This window comes from Kribbella sp. VKM Ac-2566 (genome assembly GCF_004366005.1).
Classification (GTDB): domain Bacteria; phylum Actinomycetota; class Actinomycetes; order Propionibacteriales; family Kribbellaceae; genus Kribbella; species Kribbella pratensis.
Genome location: NZ_SODT01000011.1, coordinates 355,993 through 373,902, shown reverse-complemented (window position 1 = coordinate 373,902; position 17,910 = coordinate 355,993). Strand labels below are relative to the sequence as shown.

The 17,910-nt window shown below is 68.0% G+C and carries 20 protein-coding genes; 10 read left to right on the top strand and 10 right to left on the bottom strand.

Features of this window, described 5'->3' with window-relative positions; translation table 11 throughout:
- Positions 1 to 54: 54 nt before the first annotated feature.
- Positions 55 to 705, bottom strand: a complete 651-nt coding sequence (locus tag EV647_RS24515) for a DUF4245 domain-containing protein (RefSeq protein ID WP_134006688.1) — start codon at positions 703 to 705, stop codon at positions 55 to 57.
- Between the two features lie 98 nt (positions 706 to 803).
- Here EV647_RS24515 and glpX point away from each other — a divergent pair, with 98 nt between their 5' ends.
- The 3 genes from glpX to EV647_RS24500 are packed head-to-tail and all read left to right on the top strand — an operon-like array spanning position 804 to position 3,255.
- Positions 804 to 1,838 carry a class II fructose-bisphosphatase gene (glpX, locus tag EV647_RS24510; protein WP_134006686.1) on the top strand — a complete coding sequence of 345 codons (1,035 nt, stop codon included), beginning with the start codon at positions 804 to 806 and terminating at the stop codon, positions 1,836 to 1,838.
- Positions 1,835 to 2,782 (top strand): carbohydrate kinase, encoded by a 948-nt coding sequence (locus tag EV647_RS24505; protein WP_134006684.1) that lies wholly within the window; start codon positions 1,835 to 1,837, stop codon positions 2,780 to 2,782. Before glpX ends, EV647_RS24505 begins: the two co-directional genes overlap by 4 nt.
- A gap of 2 nt (positions 2,783 to 2,784) precedes the next feature.
- Positions 2,785 to 3,255, top strand: a complete 471-nt coding sequence (locus EV647_RS24500) for a hypothetical protein (RefSeq protein ID WP_134006682.1) — start codon at positions 2,785 to 2,787, stop codon at positions 3,253 to 3,255.
- Here the strand turns inward: EV647_RS24500 and EV647_RS24495 are convergent.
- Positions 3,252 to 3,920 (bottom strand): FadR/GntR family transcriptional regulator, encoded by a 669-nt coding sequence (locus EV647_RS24495; protein ID WP_238175567.1) that lies wholly within the window; start codon positions 3,918 to 3,920, stop codon positions 3,252 to 3,254. The genes EV647_RS24500 and EV647_RS24495 overlap by 4 nt on opposite strands.
- Before the next feature lie 183 nt (positions 3,921 to 4,103).
- On the opposite strand from EV647_RS24495, the gene EV647_RS24490 reads away from it, so the two are divergent.
- Positions 4,104 to 5,432, top strand: a complete 1,329-nt coding sequence (locus EV647_RS24490) for a 2-isopropylmalate synthase (protein ID WP_238177374.1) — start codon at positions 4,104 to 4,106, stop codon at positions 5,430 to 5,432.
- Positions 5,420 to 6,208, top strand: coding sequence for an ABC transporter ATP-binding protein (locus tag EV647_RS24485; RefSeq protein WP_134006678.1), 789 nt, complete (start codon positions 5,420 to 5,422; stop codon positions 6,206 to 6,208). Before EV647_RS24490 ends, EV647_RS24485 begins: the two co-directional genes overlap by 13 nt.
- Here the strand turns inward: EV647_RS24485 and EV647_RS24480 are convergent.
- Positions 6,150 to 6,959 (bottom strand): DUF3592 domain-containing protein, encoded by an 810-nt coding sequence (locus EV647_RS24480; protein ID WP_134006676.1) that lies wholly within the window; start codon positions 6,957 to 6,959, stop codon positions 6,150 to 6,152. The two genes, EV647_RS24485 and EV647_RS24480, sit on opposite strands and share 59 nt — an antisense overlap.
- A 63-nt stretch (positions 6,960 to 7,022) precedes the next feature.
- Here EV647_RS24480 and EV647_RS24475 point away from each other — a divergent pair, with 63 nt between their 5' ends.
- Together EV647_RS24475 and EV647_RS24470 are read left to right on the top strand one after the other, a co-directional pair.
- On the top strand, positions 7,023 to 7,556 hold the full coding sequence (locus tag EV647_RS24475) for a hypothetical protein (RefSeq protein WP_238177373.1): 534 nt from the start codon (positions 7,023 to 7,025) through the stop codon (positions 7,554 to 7,556).
- A complete protein-coding gene (locus EV647_RS24470; RefSeq protein ID WP_134006672.1) occupies positions 7,528 to 8,031 on the top strand; it encodes a hypothetical protein in 504 nt (167 codons plus the stop codon). The genes EV647_RS24475 and EV647_RS24470 overlap by 29 nt, the downstream gene beginning before the upstream one ends.
- Before the next feature lie 92 nt (positions 8,032 to 8,123).
- Here EV647_RS24470 and EV647_RS24465 read toward each other — a convergent pair whose 3' ends face one another.
- Complete coding sequence (locus EV647_RS24465) at positions 8,124 to 8,813, bottom strand: DUF1707 domain-containing protein (RefSeq protein ID WP_134006670.1); 690 nt, start codon at positions 8,811 to 8,813, stop codon at positions 8,124 to 8,126.
- A gap of 287 nt (positions 8,814 to 9,100) precedes the next feature.
- Between EV647_RS24465 and EV647_RS24460 the strand changes: the two genes are divergently transcribed.
- Together EV647_RS24460 and EV647_RS24455 are read left to right on the top strand one after the other, a co-directional pair.
- A complete protein-coding gene (locus tag EV647_RS24460; protein WP_134006668.1) occupies positions 9,101 to 10,765 on the top strand; it encodes a fumarate hydratase in 1,665 nt (554 codons plus the stop codon).
- Positions 10,766 to 10,897: 132 nt separating this feature from the next.
- On the top strand, positions 10,898 to 11,320 hold the full coding sequence (locus EV647_RS24455; RefSeq protein ID WP_134006666.1) for a nitroreductase/quinone reductase family protein: 423 nt from the start codon (positions 10,898 to 10,900) through the stop codon (positions 11,318 to 11,320).
- Between the two features lie 3 nt (positions 11,321 to 11,323).
- Here the strand turns inward: EV647_RS24455 and EV647_RS42160 are convergent, their stop codons facing one another.
- The 6 genes from EV647_RS42160 to EV647_RS24430 are packed head-to-tail and all read right to left on the bottom strand — an operon-like array spanning position 11,324 to position 16,200.
- Positions 11,324 to 11,482, bottom strand: coding sequence for a hypothetical protein (locus EV647_RS42160; RefSeq protein ID WP_166658517.1), 159 nt, complete (start codon positions 11,480 to 11,482; stop codon positions 11,324 to 11,326).
- Between the two features lie 57 nt (positions 11,483 to 11,539).
- Positions 11,540 to 12,226 carry a DUF402 domain-containing protein gene (locus EV647_RS24450; RefSeq protein ID WP_238177372.1) on the bottom strand — a complete coding sequence of 229 codons (687 nt, stop codon included), beginning with the start codon at positions 12,224 to 12,226 and terminating at the stop codon, positions 11,540 to 11,542.
- A gap of 8 nt (positions 12,227 to 12,234) precedes the next feature.
- Positions 12,235 to 13,638, bottom strand: a complete 1,404-nt coding sequence (locus EV647_RS24445) for an aspartate ammonia-lyase (RefSeq protein ID WP_134006664.1) — start codon at positions 13,636 to 13,638, stop codon at positions 12,235 to 12,237.
- A gap of 45 nt (positions 13,639 to 13,683) precedes the next feature.
- Complete coding sequence (locus EV647_RS24440; protein ID WP_238177371.1) at positions 13,684 to 14,337, bottom strand: hypothetical protein; 654 nt, start codon at positions 14,335 to 14,337, stop codon at positions 13,684 to 13,686.
- A 2-nt stretch (positions 14,338 to 14,339) separates the two neighbouring features.
- The gene (locus tag EV647_RS24435) at positions 14,340 to 15,008 is read right to left on the bottom strand and encodes a response regulator transcription factor (RefSeq protein ID WP_134006660.1); all 669 of its coding nucleotides are present in this window, start codon (positions 15,006 to 15,008) and stop codon (positions 14,340 to 14,342) included.
- Positions 14,992 to 16,200, bottom strand: coding sequence for a sensor histidine kinase (locus tag EV647_RS24430; protein ID WP_134006658.1), 1,209 nt, complete (start codon positions 16,198 to 16,200; stop codon positions 14,992 to 14,994). Before EV647_RS24430 ends, EV647_RS24435 begins: the two co-directional genes overlap by 17 nt.
- 131 nt (positions 16,201 to 16,331) lie before the next feature.
- Between EV647_RS24430 and EV647_RS24425 the strand changes: the two genes are divergently transcribed.
- The gene (locus EV647_RS24425; protein WP_166680427.1) at positions 16,332 to 17,909 is read left to right on the top strand and encodes an alpha-L-fucosidase; all 1,578 of its coding nucleotides are present in this window, start codon (positions 16,332 to 16,334) and stop codon (positions 17,907 to 17,909) included.
- Position 17,910 lies beyond the last annotated feature (1 nt).

The following is a 17,910-nucleotide window of genomic DNA, read 5'->3' as shown; positions in this document are numbered from 1 at the left end:
GGAATTGACCGGAAAATGGGCAGTCCGGTGGTTACCGCAGGTCAGCACAAATGTTCAGCGCAGCACCGAAGCGAACGCTTCAAGCGCCGGATATCCGGCATTTCCGGCGACGATCGTTGTCACCCCGGAACCCACCAGGAGCAAGGCGTTCTCGTTCTTCCGGTCGAGCAGCACCTTGCGTTGCCAGGTCACGCCACCGACCGACGCCGTACCGTCGTCCGAGGTCCGGCCGAGCTTCTCGGCGACGTATTTCCCGCCGGTGACATTGGACTGCTCGAGGCCGACGTATTTCTTCTCGTTCGTCACGACTCCGAGATGCCAGGTGATCGGCTCCTGCTGCGGGGTGCGGAATTCCACGCTGGTCGCGGTCCACCCGGACGGCATCGGCTCCGGCCCGCGGACCCAGGCGGCGGCCTTCCGGGCGTCCTGCAACTGGGCGGTGTACTCGACCGGGTTGGGCTGCGCCTCCTTCTTCGGGCGCCACGTGACGGTGATCAGGAACGCGACCACGGCCAGGCAGATCACCAGCGCGAACACCATGTTCCCGACGGTCTGCGACTTGCGCTTGTCCCGCCGGTACGCCTGCCGGTACTCGTTCGCCTCCGCCTGAACCTGCGCCCGCTCCCGCGCCCGCTGCTGTGCCTTCACGTCCGCCTTCTCCTGGGCGGCGGCGTCGCCGGAAGCGTCCTGACCTGTGGAACTCATGACCACAGTGTCTCGCGAGGTGCAATCCGCCCGAACAGCGGCCAAGGCCGTTGGCTACGATCCGTTGGCATGAGCGAGCGCAGCGAGCGAACAAAAGCATGACCGACCCGACCACGCCACCTGCCCATCTCGAGGTCGATGCGCACGCGCCCGACCGTAACCTCGCCCTCGAACTGGTTCGGGTCACCGAGGCCGCGGCGATGGCGGCGGGCCGCTGGGTCGGCCGCGGCGACAAGAACGGCGCCGACGGCGCGGCGGTGAACGCGATGCGTACGCTGATCGGCACGGTCGGCATGGACGGCGTGGTGGTGATCGGCGAGGGCGAGAAGGACAACGCCCCGATGCTGTACAACGGCGAGCAGGTCGGCTCCGGCGAGGGCCCGGAGTGTGACGTCGCGGTCGACCCGGTCGACGGTACGACGCTGGTCGCGAAGGGCATGAACAACGGCATCGCGGTGATGGCCGTCTCCGTCCGGAACTCGATGTACGACCCGTCCGCGGTCTTCTACATGGAGAAGCTCGTCGTCGGCCCGGAGGCGGCCGAGGTGGTCGACATCCGGCTCCCGGTCGCGGAGAACATCCGCCGCGTCGCGAAGGCGAAGGGCAGCTCGGTCGACGACGTCACCGTCGTACTGCTGGACCGGCCGCGGCACGACGAGCTCGCCACCCAGATCCGGGCCACCGGCGCGCGGATCAAGTTCATCTCCGACGGCGACGTGGCGGGCGCGGTCGAGGCTGCCCGCCCGGACACCGGTCTGGACATGCTGCTCGGCATCGGCGGTACACCGGAGGGAATCATCGCCGCCTGCGCGATGAAGTGCCTGGGCGGGAAGATCCAGGGCAAGCTCTGGCCCCGGGACGACGCGGAACGGCAGAAGGCGCTCGACGCCGGGCACGACCTGGACCAGGTGCTCGACACCGACGACCTGGTGAGCGGTGACGACTGCTTCTTCGTCGCGACCGGCATCACCGACGGCGAACTGCTCCGCGGGGTCCGCTACGGCCGCTCCACTGCCCGCACCCACTCGCTCGTCATGCGCTCCCGCAGCGGCACGATCCGCTCCATCGAGAGCGTCCACCAACTGGAGAAGCTCCGCGCCTACTCCGCCATCGACTTCGAGCACGCCCGATGAGTACACCTGTCCTCGTCATCGGCGAGGCTCTCGTGGACATCGTCGGGCCGGCAGCGAAGACCGCCCGCAACGGCAATGGCAAGGCCAAGGCGATCCCCGGCGGATTCGCCGCCAACGTCGCGGTCGGCCTGGCCCGGATGGGTGTGCCGACCGAGCTGGTGGCCCGTTTCGGCACCGATCCGTACGGCGATCTCCTCGGGTCCCACCTGTTCGGGAACGGCGTCCAGCTCGCGCCCGGGACGGTGGACCCGGGGTTCCGGACCAGCACCGCCACCGCGACCCTGGATTCCGACGGGGTCGCGACGTACAAGTTCGACATGACCTGGGATCCGCCGGAGCTGTCGCTGCCCCGGGGCTGCCCGGCGATCCATACCGGGTCGATCGCGATGATGCTCGAGCCCGGGGCGACCGCGATCCGCGAGTTCCTGAAGTCAGTGGCCGACCAGCCGGTGACGGTCACGCTCGACCCGAACGCGCGGCCGGCGATCACCCCCGATCCGGTGGTGGCGTGGTCCGCCGTTCGAGAGCTTGCCGCCCTGTCTGACCTGGTGAAGTTGAGCGACGAGGACTGCGAATTCTTCCGGCCCGGGGTGTCGCTCGACGACATCGCGGAGGAGCTGCTGACCGCCGACCGGACGCAGTGCGTGGTGATCACACGCGGCGGACACGGCGCGCTCGGCGTCGGCCGGGGCGTCCGGGTAGAGGTTCCGGCACCGGCGATCGAGGTGGTCGACACCGTGGGGGCCGGCGACTCGCTGATGGCGGCGCTGATCGCGGGGCTGCTGGCGCGCGGGTTGCTCGGTGAGCGGCGGCTGGCCGGACTCACCTCCGAGGAGCTGCGGGACGTCGTGGACTACGCCGTGAAGGCAGCGGCGATCACCTGTACCCGGCACGGCGCCGACCCACCGACCGCGGTCGAGCACACGGAGAAATGGGGTTCCTGAGGGTGTCTGCCGAAACGTGGACCTCCGAACTGGAGTCCAACGGCAGCGTGAACTTCCGGCCGCGCCGCAGCAGGCTCGCGGTGCGGCTGGTCGGGTTCGGTCTGCTGATGGTGTTGTCGGCCTGGACCAACGTCGAGCATCTGCGCACGGACGGGATCTCGGGCGCTCTCGGCGTACTGCGGCTGACCGCCCTCGCGGCGTTCGTCTACGGCACCGGCTGGACCGCGTGGCAGCTGATCACGAACCGCCCGGTCATCACCGTGGACGCCGAGGGCGTGACCCGGGGCCGCAGCCTGCAGTGGTCGGGCATCACCAGCATCGACGAGCCGGCCGGCTGGCCGCTGGCTCGCGCGGTACAGATCAACCCGGCAGACCGTCGTACCCGACCGATCTCGATTCCGCAGGACCACGTCGGCGACCTGGACGCCCTCGCCCCCTGGCTGCGCTCACTCCACGAACAGCACCGGGACTAGTTCATCGAACTGCGTACTGCGCTGAGGTGCTCTCGGGAGCGCGCTGCGGCCAGGTCCGGGTCCTTGGCGCGGATGGCGTCCGCGATCGCCTCGTGGGCGGCCTGGTCGTGGCGATGCCGGTGCTCCTCGTCGAGCTTGAGCATGTCGATCATCGCCCGCCGGATCCGCGGCACGAACGTGTCGAACAACTCCGTGAGTACGGCGTTGTGCGCGGCCGTCACCACCGCGCGGTGGAACGCGAGATCGGCCTCGATGTACCAGTCGTCGGGCGCCTTCACGGCGGCCCGTCGGCGATCCGCGAGCGTGTAGCGGAAGTTCTTCAGGTCGGCCGGCGTACGACGGGTCGCCGCCAGCCGGGCGCCCTCGGTCTCGATCGCCAGCCGGCCTTCCAGTACGTCGGTGATGTCGGCCTTCCGCAGCACCTTGTCCCAGTCCTCGGCGGCCTGTAGCGCGATCACGAACACGCCCGCGCCCTGGCGGCTCTCCAGCACCCGCCGGCCGGCCAGTTCGCGCACGGCCTCGCGGATCGTGGACCGGCCGACGCCGAGCTGCGCGGCCAGGGTGGTCTCACCGGGAAGCTTGGCTCCGAGGGCCCATTCGCCGCTCCCGATCCGGCGTAGCAACTCCTCGGCTGCCTGCTCGGCGAGCGGATGACGGCGAATCATGACGGACATTCTAGGGCTACTCAGGTTGTCAGCTTGTCTGAGGAGTTGATACGGTGCTCGGCATGCGCAAGCTCTCGGGTCTCCTCCTTCTTGGCCGCCACGGCGGGAGCTGATTCGACCGGCGCTCCCTCCGTGGAGTGCAGTCGTCCGCCGGTCCTCCCCCGCTTCCCGGAAGGACCAGTCATGAATCGTCAGCAGCCCTCCCCCATGCCCAGCCACCGCTATCGCGACATCTTCGCCAGGGTCCCGGTCGCACCCGTCGACCGCACCTGGCCGGACCGCCGGATCACGACAGCCCCGCTCTGGGTACCGGTCGACCTCCGGGACGGCAACCAGGCGCTCGCCGACCCGATGGACCCCGAACGCAAGCGCCGGTTCTTCGAGCTGATGGTTGCCATCGGCTACAAAGAGATCGAGGTCGGCTACCCGTCGGCGTCCCAGACCGACTTCGACTTCGTGCGACTGCTGGCCACGTCCGACCTGGTCCCGGACGACGTCACGATCGTGGTGTTCACACCGGCCCGCCGCGACCTGATCGAGCGGACCGTGGAGTCGGTCGCGGGGATGCGCGGCGACGTGGTGATCCACATGTACGCCGCGACCGCGCCGGTCTGGCGGGACGTCGTACTGCGTCGTACCCGGGACGAACTGGCGTCGATGATCTACGCCGGCTCCGAGGAGATCCTGCGACTGGCCGGGGACTCGGTGCGGTTCCAGTTCTCGCCCGAGGTCTACAACCTGACCGAGCCGGACTACGTACTCGAGCTGGCGGATCACCTCACCAAGCAATGGGACGCGACGCCGGAGCGGCCGGTGATCCTGAACCTGCCCGCGACGATCGAGGCCGCCACGCCGAACGTGTACGCCGACCAGATCGAGTACATGCACCAGAACCTGCCGCGCCGCGACGGCGTCATCCTCTCGGTGCATCCGCACAACGATCGCGGTACGGGCGTCGCCTGCGCGGAGCTAGCAGTGCTAGCGGGAGCCCAGCGCGTCGAGGGCTGCGTCTTCGGCAACGGCGAACGCACCGGCAACGTCGACATCGCCACCCTCGCACTCAACCTGCACGCGCAGGGCGTCGACCCGATGATCGACTTCTCGGACATCGACGGGATCCGTGAAGTGGTCGAGTACTGCACGCGGATGCCGATCCATCCGCGGCATCCGTACGTCGGGGAGCTCGTCTACACCGCCTTCTCGGGAACCCACCAGGACGCGATCCGGAAGGGTTTCGCCATACAGGGGCCCGGTGTCTGGGAAGTGCCTTATCTGCCGATCGATCCGGCGGACGTCGGGCGCGGGTACGAGGCCGTCGTACGGGTGAACAGCCAGTCCGGTAAGGGCGGGATCGCGCATGTGCTGGAGTCTGTGTACGGCATTCGGCTCGCTCCGGAGCAGGAGCGGGAGTTCGCGAGGCACGTGCAGCGGCATACGGACGCGACCGGGCGGGAAGCGAGTGCGGAGGAGTTGAAGGCGTTGTACGAGGAGGTTTACGGGTGCTCGAACTGAAGGACGTCGACTTCGTCCGGGACGGCAAGGCGTTGCTGTCCGGGGTGTCGCTGACCGCGGGCGAGGGTGAGCGGTGGGCGCTGCTCGGGCCGAACGGCGCGGGGAAGAGCACACTGCTCGGGTTGTGCGGCGCGGTCGCGCATCCCACCCGCGGTACGGTCGAGATCCTCGGACGCCGGCTCGGTACGGTCGACATTCGCACCCTGCGGGAGTCCATCGGGCACGTGAATCCGCGGCACCCGCTGCGGTCGCCGTTGAGCATCCGGGACGTCGTACTGACCGGTCTGACCGGGACGATCGAGCGCATGCCGCGTTGGGAGCCGACTCCTGCGCAGGAGGCTCGCGCTCTCGAGCTGATCGACCTGCTCGGGATCGGCGGGTTGGCCGGCGCGCACTGGACCACGCTGTCCCAGGGCGAACGAGGACGCGCGTTGATTGCGCGGGCGCTGATCTCGGACCCGCAACTGCTTCTGCTGGACGAGCCGTCGACCGGCCTGGACGTCGCGGCGCGCGAGCAACTGCTGGAGACGCTCGACCAGATCCACCTGAGCCACCCGCACCTGGCGTGGGTCCTCGTCACCCATCACCTCGAGGAGCTCCCCACCTGCACCACCCACGCCGCCCTCCTCCGCGAAGGCCGCGTGCTGTCCGCCGGCCCGGTCGACGACGTGATCACCACCGAGCTGATCTCGGCGACGTTCGACCATCCGATCGAGATCAACCGCCACGCCGGCCGCTGGACCGCAACCGCCCACCGAGCCACCCCGCACCACTGAGCAGTCCCAGTACGCCGCACCCGCCGCCGAGCCACAACCAGAACGTGGCGTCCGACCGCGCGGACTCGACAGCCCAGGTACTGCGGGCCTTCGCCGGCTCGGCGACGTCGTACTCGACGGGTACGACCTCGCCGAGCGCGAGCACGTGCTCACCGGGATCCCTGCCGGTCTCGATCACGTGCTCCACTCCCGCGACGGTGTACCGGATGTCGACCGACCCACTGCCCTTCTCGAACCATGCCGGCTCGTGCACACTGACGACCGTCCCGCTGGTCGTTGCCGTCGGCCCGTCCCACGGTCTCGACACCTGTCGCGCGTGCAGCCCGAGACTGCCGAACGCCAAGGTCATCAGTGCGAAGAACAGCACGAGACTTCCTGGCACCAGTGGTTCCCCGGGCCGCCGCCATCCGTAGCCTCGCGCGGCATGCCGCCCGGCTAGCTTCTCGCCGCTCGCCGCGTCGGCCGGGCTGAGGCCGCGGACCCAGAGAACAGCCACGACAACCACCATCAGCACCAGCCACGCCATGAAGATGCCGATCCCGATCATCCCACCGACGAAGACCGCGTCGCCGACCGGACGGTGAGCGATGAGGCCGACCAGAGCACCGATGCCGGAGCCGAGCGCGGCGAGCACGACCAGGACGAGCACGCCCCCGATCCCGAACAGCGACGAGCCGGAGTCGGCCAGCTCGTACGCCGCTGCCGGACCACGTACGAACGCCCAGCTCAGCACCACACGAAGCCGCCCCATGCGCTAAGTGTCGTCTACAGTGAGTCCAGCTCCGGGGGTGGAGTCGTGAGGGCTGGGGGCGACATGACTGTGATGGGCGAACGACTGCCCGAGGCCTGGATGGTCGAGTGGCATCGCAACAGCCGCGTCGAGTTCCCGCTACGCCGCTGGTCGTTCCTGCAGTTCCCGGGGTTTTTGCTGGTGGGGTACTCGGCTTTGACGCTTGGCCGGCTGCCGGACATGCTCGACGACGGCGGCTGGCGCTTCCTCGCCTATCTGCTGATCGCGACGTACCTCGGCATTGTCGCCGTGTTCGCCTGGCAGTTCGTCACCCAGCGCCCGATCCTCGTCATCGACCACCGAGGCATCCACCAAGGCCGCCGCCGCTTCATGCCCTGGACCGAGATCGGCTCCATCGGCCCCGTCTCCGGCCCCAAACTGGCCCGCCAACTCCATGTCTACCCGAAGAACATCTGGGCCAAGCACCTCATCCTCACCCAGCAACACGTCAACGACCTACAAACCTTCCAAACCTGGCTCCAAGAGGTGCTCGACGAGCAGCGCCGTACGGAATCCCCGCGGGACGACAATGACAGCGACCGGCGACGGACCCACTGAGCTGTGGACCGCGGACCTGCGGCGCACCGGCCGAGTCGCGTTTCCGCTGCGGCGCCAACCGCTTCTGCGGCAGACCTGGTCTACCTTCGGTCTACTGGGCTTGCTGGCCGTCGCCGGACTACCCCACGCGCTGAAGATCAGCGGCGTGCAGCTCATCGTGGTCATCGTCGTCACGACGGCGGTCGTGATCGGATTGTGCTTCAGCATCTGGCAGCTGCTCACCCGGGGTCCGGTACTGACGATCGACACGGGCGGCGTCCGGCTTGGGCGCAGGCGGTTCATGGCTTGGAGCGAGATCGACGCCATCACCGAGCTGGACGGTCCGCCCGGCGACCGCCGGTTCGCCGTCGTATCAAAGGTCCACCGGAGGAAGCTCTGGATCGGCCCGGAGTACGTACGCAATGTGGTGGCGTTCAGGTACTGGCTGCTCGACCTACTCGAGGAACACCGCCGCACAGTAGCCTCCCCCGGCTAGGCCAAGGGAGTCGTCCCACAGACCGTGGATGCTTCGAACCTGGGGAGGGTTCTGCACCCGGATCGGGCAGTTATCCTCCCCAGCCCGGCCCGTCAGGTGAGGCCGAGGCGTTTGGTGAGGCGGGGGCCTCGTTTGATCTTGATTTCGCCGAGGATGGCGGTTCCGCGGATGTGGAAGCGTTTGGGGGTGGCGGGCTGGGTGTTCGGGTCGGGGACGGCTTTGAGGCCGGTTTCCTGTTCGGAGACGGAGCCGAGGATCGGGTTGCTGTCGAGGAGGACGATCGCGTTCTGCGGGACCCGGATCTTCACGTCCGCGAGGATCGACTTCACGTCGATCGTGATCTCGTCGAACGGGATCTGCGCCTCGGTGTAGTCGAGCGTGACGTCGCCGAGGACCGCGTTCACCTCCTGGCGCTGCGGGACCAGCCAGTTCCCCATCCGCTTGGAGTCGGACAGGAACACGTTGATCACCGGCCCGGTTTCCACCAGTGCGCCGCCGTACTGCGGGGTGGTGGTCGGCACGCTCTGCGTGCGCGGGCCGTTCGGCAGGTCGGCGGTCAGCTCGACCAGTTCGCCGTATGTCTTGGAGCTGTACAGCGTCTCGAGCCGGTCCTCGAGCTCGGTGTACGACAGCCGGCCCTCGCCCGCGGCGTCGCGGAGGATGTCGGCGACCTCCTCCCGCTCGAGATCGGACACCCGGCGCCGCAGCACCGGATCGTCACCGCCCTGCGCGGGCACGACATCCTGCGGGCGGTTCTCCTGGGGAACGTCATCCTGAGCCACCCCAAAACCATACGCGCGCCCACCCCCGCCCGCAGACCCGTTTCCTCCCCGATTCACCCCTGATCCCGCCCCTGAGCCGCGTACTGTCCGCCATGAACTGGGGTGGGGCACCGAGCGGAGACTGCTGGCAGGCCTGGCGCGCCATGCGAGGGTGAGTCGCCGGGAAACTATTCGTCACCGGGCGACGATTTCTTTCCCGCTGCGATGAGATGGAGGTCGCGTCCGCCGGCGGGGCGGGGAGAACTAGGCTTTGGGGGTCCAGTCCAGCTTGTGTGGAGGTATGCCCGGTGTCTGCCGACTTCAACTACTCCGATCTGTTGCCGTTGGGTGCCGACGAGACGGAGTACCGGCTGCTGACGACGGAGGGTGTCAGCACGTTCACCGCGGGCGACCGGACGTTCCTGCAGGTCCAGCCGGACGTGCTGCAGGCGCTGACCGCGGAGGCGATGCACGACATCTCGCACTACCTGCGGACCGCGCACCTCGCGCAGCTGCGGCGGATCATCGACGACCCGGAGGCGTCCGGGAACGACCGGTTCGTCGCGCTCGACCTGCTGAAGAACGCGAACATCTCGGCCGGCGGCGTACTCCCGATGTGCCAGGACACCGGCACCGCGATCGTGATGGGCAAGAAGTCCGAGGGCGTCCTCACCGGCGCGGTCGACGAGGAGTGGATCAGCCGCGGCGTGTACGACGCCTACACCAAGCTGAACCTGCGCTACTCGCAGATGGCCCCGCTGACCATGTGGGACGAGAAGAACACCGGCTCCAACCTGCCCGCCCAGATCGAGCTGTACTCCACGCCGGCCAAGGGCGACCCGGCGTACAAGTTCCTGTTCATGGCCAAGGGCGGCGGCTCCGCGAACAAGTCGTTCCTCTACCAGGAGACGAAGGCGGTCCTGAACCCGTCGCGGATGATGGAGTTCCTGGACGAGAAGATCAGGTCGTTGGGTACTGCGGCCTGCCCGCCGTACCACCTGGCGGTCGTGGTCGGCGGCACGTCGGCCGAGTTCGCGCTGAAGACCGCGAAGTACGCCTCCGCGCACTACCTCGACACGCTGCCGACCGCGGGATCGCCGGTGGGGCACGGGTTCCGGGACGTGGAACTGGAGGAGGAGGTCTTCAAGCTCACGCAGGAGTTCGGGATCGGGGCACAGTTCGGCGGGAAGTACTTCTGCCACGACGTCCGGGTGATCCGGCTGCCGCGGCACGGCGCGTCCTGCCCGGTCGCGATCGCGGTGTCCTGCTCGGCGGATCGGCAGGCGCTGGCGAAGATCACGCCGGAGGGCGTGTTCCTGGAACAGCTCGAGCGCGATCCGGCACGGTTCCTGCCGGACACCACCGACGAGCACCTTGCCGACGACACCGAGGTCGTGCGGATCGACCTCAACCGGCCGATGAGCGAGATCCGCGACGAGCTGTCCAAGCTGCCGGTGAAGACGCGGCTGTCTCTGACCGGTCCGCTGGTGGTGGCGCGGGACATCGCGCACGCGAAGATCAAGGAGCGGCTGGACGCGGGCGAGCCGATGCCGTCGTACTTGCGGGATCACGCGGTGTACTACGCGGGGCCGGCGAAGACGCCTGAGGGTTATGCGTCCGGATCGTTCGGGCCGACGACGGCGGGGCGGATGGACGCGTACGTCGATCAGTTCCAGGCGGCCGGTGGATCGTTCGTGATGCTTGCCAAGGGCAACCGGTCGGCGAAGGTGACGGCGGCGTGCAAGGAGCACGGCGGGTTCTACCTCGGGTCGATCGGGGGGCCGGCAGCGCGGCTGGCGCAGGACTGCATCAAGTCGGTCGACGTGATCGAGTACCCGGAGCTCGGCATGGAGGCGATCTGGAAGATCCAGGTCGAGGACTTCCCGGCGTTCATCGTCGTCGACGACAAAGGCAACGACTTCTTCACCGACACCAAGAAGCCAGTCCCCCTCACAGTCCGCCCGCGCAGCTGAAACGGTGGGTTGCCCGCTGAAATGCAGGGTCGCCCACTGAGATTTTGAGTGGGCAAGCCTGCAGCTCAGGGGGCATCTGCCACTTGACGTGGCTGATCGGCCGCCCGACCCTCTGAGGTGGGGGTGGTGGCGATGGGCAAGCGGATGTTGCGGGTCGGCGGCCGGATCGGCGTGTGGATGTACAAGACGCTGAACGGGCGCCTGGCTAGTGGGAGCAAGGACGTGCATGTCCTGATGCTCACCACCCCGGGCCGCCGCACCGGCGTACCGCGGTCGACATGCGTGCGGTACGTCGAGACTCCCGAGGGACTGCTCGTCTGGGGCACCGGATCGGGCTCCCGCCGGGACCCGGACTGGTTCCGCAACCTCCGCGCCGCGCAGACCACCGACGTACAGATCGGCGCCGTGCACACAACCATGCACGCACGGGAGCTGACCGGTCCCGAGCGGCACACGGTGTGGACCGACATCATCCTGCGCGAGGATCCAGGGATCGGCCGGTACGCGACGAAGGCCCAGCGGACGATCCCCGTCGCCGTACTGAAACCGGACTGACTCTCAGCCGGCCTTGCTGTCGACGACTTCAGGCAGTTTGAGCATGAGCGTCTTCGCGGCCTGGACGAGATCGGCTTCGTTGTGGCCGAACGCCTGGAGGTAGCTCCTGAGTGCGGATCGCAGTAGCTGGAGCTCCTCTGCCTGCAACTCGATGGTGTACATACTTCCAAGCTAAGTCCAAACCGGTCAGTTGCAACCGCTCGTGACCCACCTGTGTTGTCAGCCGCTGTGGAGCTCCTCCGCGATCAGGTCGGGCTGGTGGGTCGTCGGCGCGACGGGCAGTCGCCAGGCCGCCGGCGCGGACCAGGTCTGCCAGTCGTCGGAGAACGGTGTAGTCCAGGCCTCGATGTCGCGGATCGCCGCGTGCGCGTCGGCGACGATCTGCTCCGCCTCAGCGGCGGTGAAGCGCCCCGCAGTGACGGCACCCTCCAGCTCGTCCTCGTCCTTCCACTCGATGCTGCGGTCCGGATTGATCCAGAGGTCGAGCACATGATCGACGGTGCTGGTACGGCGGGAAGCCCAGTCGCGCACATGCTCCCGCTCGAGGTTCACGTACCACCCGCGGAACGTCCCGTCGGCGCCCCAGAAATACCAGACCGACCACGGCTTCCCGGGCGGTGACACCTTGAGGATCCCGGTCCCGTGCCACACGTCGAGCTTCAGCGCCCGGTCCGCGGTGAACATCGCCACCGGTCCGGCGTGCCGCATCTCACGCCCGTCGGTGAGCACCGGTCTGAGCAGCGGCGTACCCGGCGCGAGCCAGGCGACCAGCCCGCCCGCGTCGTCACGCACCACTGTCATCGGCCGCACGTTCGGCTTGTCCGCATGCTTCCCGGTGCCCTCGTACACCCACTCGATCGTCGTACCCGGCTCCCAGTACCGCGTCACGCCATCGCCATCGGTCACGCCTTCTGTCACGACTGCGCCGGCCGGGTCATGGACAGTACGTCGAGGGCCGCGTCCAGCTGCTCCTCGGTCAGGTCTCCCTTCTCGACGTGACCGTTCTCGATCACGACCTCGCGGATCGTTTTCCCTTGTTTCAAAGCACTCTTGGCGACGGCGGCCGCGTTCTCGTACCCGATGTAGCGGTTCAGCGGCGTCACGATCGACGGCGACGACTCGGCCAGCGCGCGGGCGTGGTCGACGTTCGCCGTGATGCCGTCGACGCAGCGATCGGCGAGCAGGCGCGAGCTGTTCGCCAGCAGGCTGATGGACTCGAGCAGGTTGCGCGCGATCACCGGCAGCATCACGTTCAGCTCGAAGTTGCCTCCGGCACCGGCCACGGTGATCGCGGCGTCGTTGCCGATCACCTGGGCGGCGACCATCAGCGTCGCCTCGCAGATCACCGGGTTCACCTTGCCGGGCATGATGCTCGATCCGGGTTGCAGGTCCGGCAGCGCGATCTCGCCGAGCCCGGCGCGCGGCCCGGAGCCCATCCAGCGCAGATCGTTGCAGATCTTCGTCAGGCTGACAGCGATCGTCTTCAGCTGCCCGGACAGCTCGACCAGCCCGTCACGAGCACCCTGGGCCTCGAAGTGGTCCTCAGCCTCGGTCAGCTCCAGCCCGGTGCGGCGGTTCAGCTCGGTGATCACCGCGGCCGCGAACCCGGGTGGCGTGTTGATCCCGGTCCCGACCGCGGTCCCGCCCAGCGGCAACTCGGCGACCCTCGGGAGCGTCGCCCGTACCCGCGCGGCGCCGCGCCTGATCTGCTGCGCGTAGCCGTTGAACTCCTGGCCGAGCGTCACCGGGGTCGCGTCCATCAGGTGTGTCCGCCCGGACTTCACCACCTCCGCGAACTCGGATCCCTTACGGGACAGGGAATTCGCGAGGTGCTCCAACGCCGGCAGCAACTCCTGCACGACGCCGGCCGTGGCCGCGACGTGGATCGCCGACGGGAAGGTGTCGTTGCTGGACTGCGACGCGTTGACGTGATCGTTCGGATGCACGTCCGCGCCGAGCGAGCGGGTGGCGAGGGTGGCCAGAACCTCGTTGGCGTTCATGTTGGTCGACGTACCCGAACCGGTCTGGAAGACGTCGATCGGGAACTCCGCGTCGAACTCCCCCGCCGCCACCTGGTCCGCGGCGGCCACGATCGCGGCCGACCGCTCCGCGTCGAGCACTCCGAGCGAGGCGTTCACGACCGCGGCGGATGCCTTGATCTGCGCGAGCGCGTGCACGAGCGCCGGCGCCAGCGGCCGCCCGGAGATCGGGAAGTTCTCCACCGCACGCTGCGTCTGCGCACGCCACAACGCGTCGCGAGGCACCTTGACCTCGCCCATCGTGTCGTGCTCGATCCTGAATTCCACGTCGTCACCCATACCAAAAGAGTACGTCGCTGAGCGTTGCCGGATCAGGCCGATCGCCTACCTGTGGACAACGCCACAGCCCTGATAGACGAAGTACGTCTCGGCCCGGCCCTGGAGCTCGACGGGCACCGGTTTGACGACACAGGCACCGAACACCGAGGCGACGGCGGACTCGAGCGCCTCCGAGGACGACGATGACCAAACGGTCAGTACGCCGTCGGCGCGCAGCTTCGCGCGACAGGTGCTGAAGAAGTCCGACGAGTAGATGGCCGAATTCTCGTTGTAGACAAGGAAGTCCGGGCCGTTGTCGACGTCGAGCAGGATCGCGTCGACGGATGCGTCGGGAAGATCCGCGACGACAGCCCGCACGTCACCGACCACCACACCGACGCGAGGGTCGTCGAGGACCGATGGGACGAGGCCGGAGCGCATCCAGGACACCACATCCGGCTCGATCTCCGCGACGATCACCTGCCGTAAGCGGGAATCGGCCAGCAGCGCGCGGACCGTGTACCCAAGTCCGAGCCCACCGACAAGCACCCGATCCGGATGCCGCACCGCCTCCAGCGCAGCTGACGCCAGCAGCTCCTCGCTCGACGTCTCCTGATCGTCCATCACGAAGACCCCGTTGACCCGCAGCTCCAACGCCCCGTCGTCGCGTCGGCGCAGCACCAACTCGCCGCGCTCACTCACTGCCCGTGCCAACTCCACCGTCACACCAGTCCGGCGTCGTGAGCCAGCAAAGCGAGCTGCACGCGGTTGGTGAGCTGGAGCTTCGCGAGCGAGTTCGTCAGATGCGTCTTCACCGTGGCGACCCCGACCTCCAGCACAGCGGCCGCTTCCGCATTGCTCCTGCCTTCGGCCACGGCCAGTACGACGTCCCGCTCCCGCTCCGTCAACTGTGCCAGCGCCGCGAGAGCCGTCGTACGGCGGCTGTGCTGGTCGACCGCGCCTACATGGTCCATCAGCTGTCGCGTGGACTGTGGTGACAGCACAGACTCACCAGATGCCGCCTTCACCACAGCGGCAACGATCTCAACCGGTGCAGCGTCCTTGAGCAGGTAACCCGACGCACCGGCCCGCAGCGCGCGTAGCAGAGCCTCATCCGACCCGAACGTGGTCAGCATGACCACCTCCGGCGCGCCGGCTCGCCTACGGATCGCAGCAGTCGCAGCAACCCCGTCCAGCACCGGCATCCCGATGTCCATCAGTACGACGTCCGGCCGCAGGTCACGCACCGCATCGACCGCCTGCTGCCCGTCGGAGGCCGCACCGACCAGCTCCAACTCCGGGGCACCGGACAGCATGCTGGACAGCCCTGCCCGCACGAGTGGGTCGTCGTCGACCAACAGCAGTCGGACCGGTTCACTCACGCCCGTCATCGTAGGCCACCCACGGCAACCAGCACGCGAGCCGGAACTCACCGTCCGCCGTCGGCCCGTGCTCGAACCGCCCACCAGCCAGGGACGCCCGCTCGGCCAGCCCAATCAGCCCCACGCGCGAACCGGGACCCTCCGCACCAGGCTCCAACCGGTTCGAGACCTCCACCGACAGGCCGGTGCCTACCGCACCGCTCACCGCCACCCGAACCGCCTGGTGAGGAGCGTGTTTCCGCGCATTCGTCAGCCCCTCCTGGATAATCCGGTACGCGTGCCGCCCGATCGAGTCCGGCACCGCACTGAGCTCAGCCGCCACCTCTAGCTCGATCCGCGTGCCCGCAGCCCGTGACTCGGCCACCAGTTCATCCAGCTCGGCTATGCCTCGTCCCAACTCGTCAGCGGTGTGCTGAGACCGCAGTACGCCGACAATCTCGCGCAGGTCGTCCACGCAGTCGCGTGCGCTGGACCGGATCACGCCAGCGGCACGTGACAGCTCGGCGGACGGCATGTCCGGCCGGAACTCCAACGCACCCGCATGCATGCTCAGCAACGACAAGCGATGCCCGAGCGCGTCATGCATCTCCCGGGCGATCCGCTCCCGCTCCCGCCGCTTCCCCTGCTCAACACGCAACTGCTGCTCCGACTCGGCCCGGACCGCACGCTCGGTCAGTGACGCCATCAGCTGCCGCCTCGTCCGAATCACGATCCCCCAGGCGACCAGCACCAGACAGGCGAGCGCTGTGAGCGTCACAGCGATCCAGTAGCCATTGGGGACGTCAGCAACCGGATAGAGCCAGAACTGAAGCATGCAGGACGCCATCGCCACCGCACCCAGCGAGAGGCTGACAGCAGGCCGACGGTGCACAGCAACGTTGAACAGCGCCAGACCGCCCGCTGCACCCACTGACGGCACCAGAGTGGACGCCAGGATCATCAACACGGCCAGACCGGTCGGCCAGCGCCTACGGAGCAGGAGCGACAGCGCACCGGCGATGCACAGCGACACGTCCAGCCAGTGTGGCAGCGGACCGATCCGGGGCGGCGGCTCCACATCCCCCACCGCGATCAGCCCGAGCAGGAGCGCGATCAGCACGCAGGCGACGTCCACCACCCGGTCCCGCGGGGTCAACCGTCCGTAGCCCGGCGCGGTCCGCGAACCGGGCGCGATCAGCGCGGCGAAGATCCCCGTGTCCACTCGACCGACGGTAGCGCCTGAACGGCCCACAGCAACGATACTTTCGGTGGAGGCGCAGGTCCCCCGAACGACGGCAACGACGTACGGCGGGCTGATCCGCGGGATCGCCGTACGACGGCAGGATGGCCGCCATGATCCTTGCCAAAAGCATCCTCCGAGGGATCGGCAGGTTCCTGCTGCGGCTCGCCGTGGTGGCCGTCGTACTGGTGCTGGTCTTCGCCGGCGGTTCCGTGGTCTGGAGGTGGCAGGACGACCGCAAGGCCGAGATGACGACCGACGGGCCGTACAAGGCCACGGTGGAGTCGCTGAACAAGCATCCGCTGCCGAAGTGGTTCGCCGACGCGAAGTTCGGGATCATGATCCACTGGGGCCTCTACTCGGTCCCCGGCTTCGCGCCGAAGGGCACCACGTTCAGCAAGCTGCTCGAGACGCAGTACGGGCACGCGATGACCCACAACCCGTACGCCGAGGACTACGCGAACGCGATGAAGGACCCGAAGTCGCCGACCGCGAGCTATCACCGCGAGCACTACGGCGACGCGCCGTACAGCGACTTCACCAAGCAGTTCGACGCCGGTCTGGCCAACTGGAACCCGGACCGGTGGGCTGCGCAGTTCAAGGCGGCCGGAGCGTCGTACATCGTGGTGACGGCCAAGTACGCCGACGGGTACTCGCTGTGGCCCACGAAGGTCCGCAACCCGCACGCACCGGACTTCCACACCCAGCGGGACCTGATGGGTGAGCTGGCCGCGGCCGTCCGAAAGCAGGGCCTCAAGTTCGGCGTCTACTACTCCGGTGGGGTCGACTGGACGTTCCAGCGCAAGACCGTGAAGACGCTGGGCGACTACGCCTATCTGCACTACGGCGAGGACTACCGCGAGTACGCCGTGGCGCAGGTGCGCGAGCTGATCACGCGGTACAAGCCGGACATCCTGTGGAACGACATCGCCTGGCCGACCGGCTCCAAACGGCTCTACTCGGTGCTGGCGGACTACTACAACACCGTCCCGGAGGGAGTCGTCGACGACCGCTGGAGTACGGCGTCCTTCGGCCGGCAGGTGATGAGCCCGAAGCCGATGCGTTGGGGGTTCGACCAGTTGATGAAGGGCCTGTTCAAGCTGCCTGGTGTGGCGGACAGCATCAACACCCAGAAGCCCGCTCCGCACAGTGACTTCCGGACGCCGGAGTACACAGACTTCGACACCGTCCAGGACAAGTTCTGGCAGCAGGACCGCGGTATCGGCGGCTCGTTCGGCTACAACCGTCAGGAGAACGACCAGGACTACGCCAAGTCGACCGATCTGATCGCTTCACTCGCCAAGGCGGCAGCCAACAACGGTGCGCTGCTACTGAACGTCGGACCGAGCGGTGGCGACGGTGTGATCGTCCCGGAGCAGCTGAGCAGACTCACCGACATCGGAGCCTGGCTGAAGGTCAACCGGGAGGCACTGGACGGCACCCGGCCGTGGACGCGCTCGTCGGCGACCACTACCGCCGGAGACCAGGTGATGTTCACCCAGAAGGGCGAGACGGTGTACGCCGTCGTACTGGGCCGGCCGAAGGGGGACATCGTCATCAAGGACGTCCGGCTGAGCGGTCACGCAGCACGTCTGGGCGGCGACCCGATCACGCTGGCAACTGCCGGTCAGGGCACCCTGCTGAAGAGAGCCGGTGACGGGACCTACGGTCCGGTGTTCCGCGTCGGGTGAC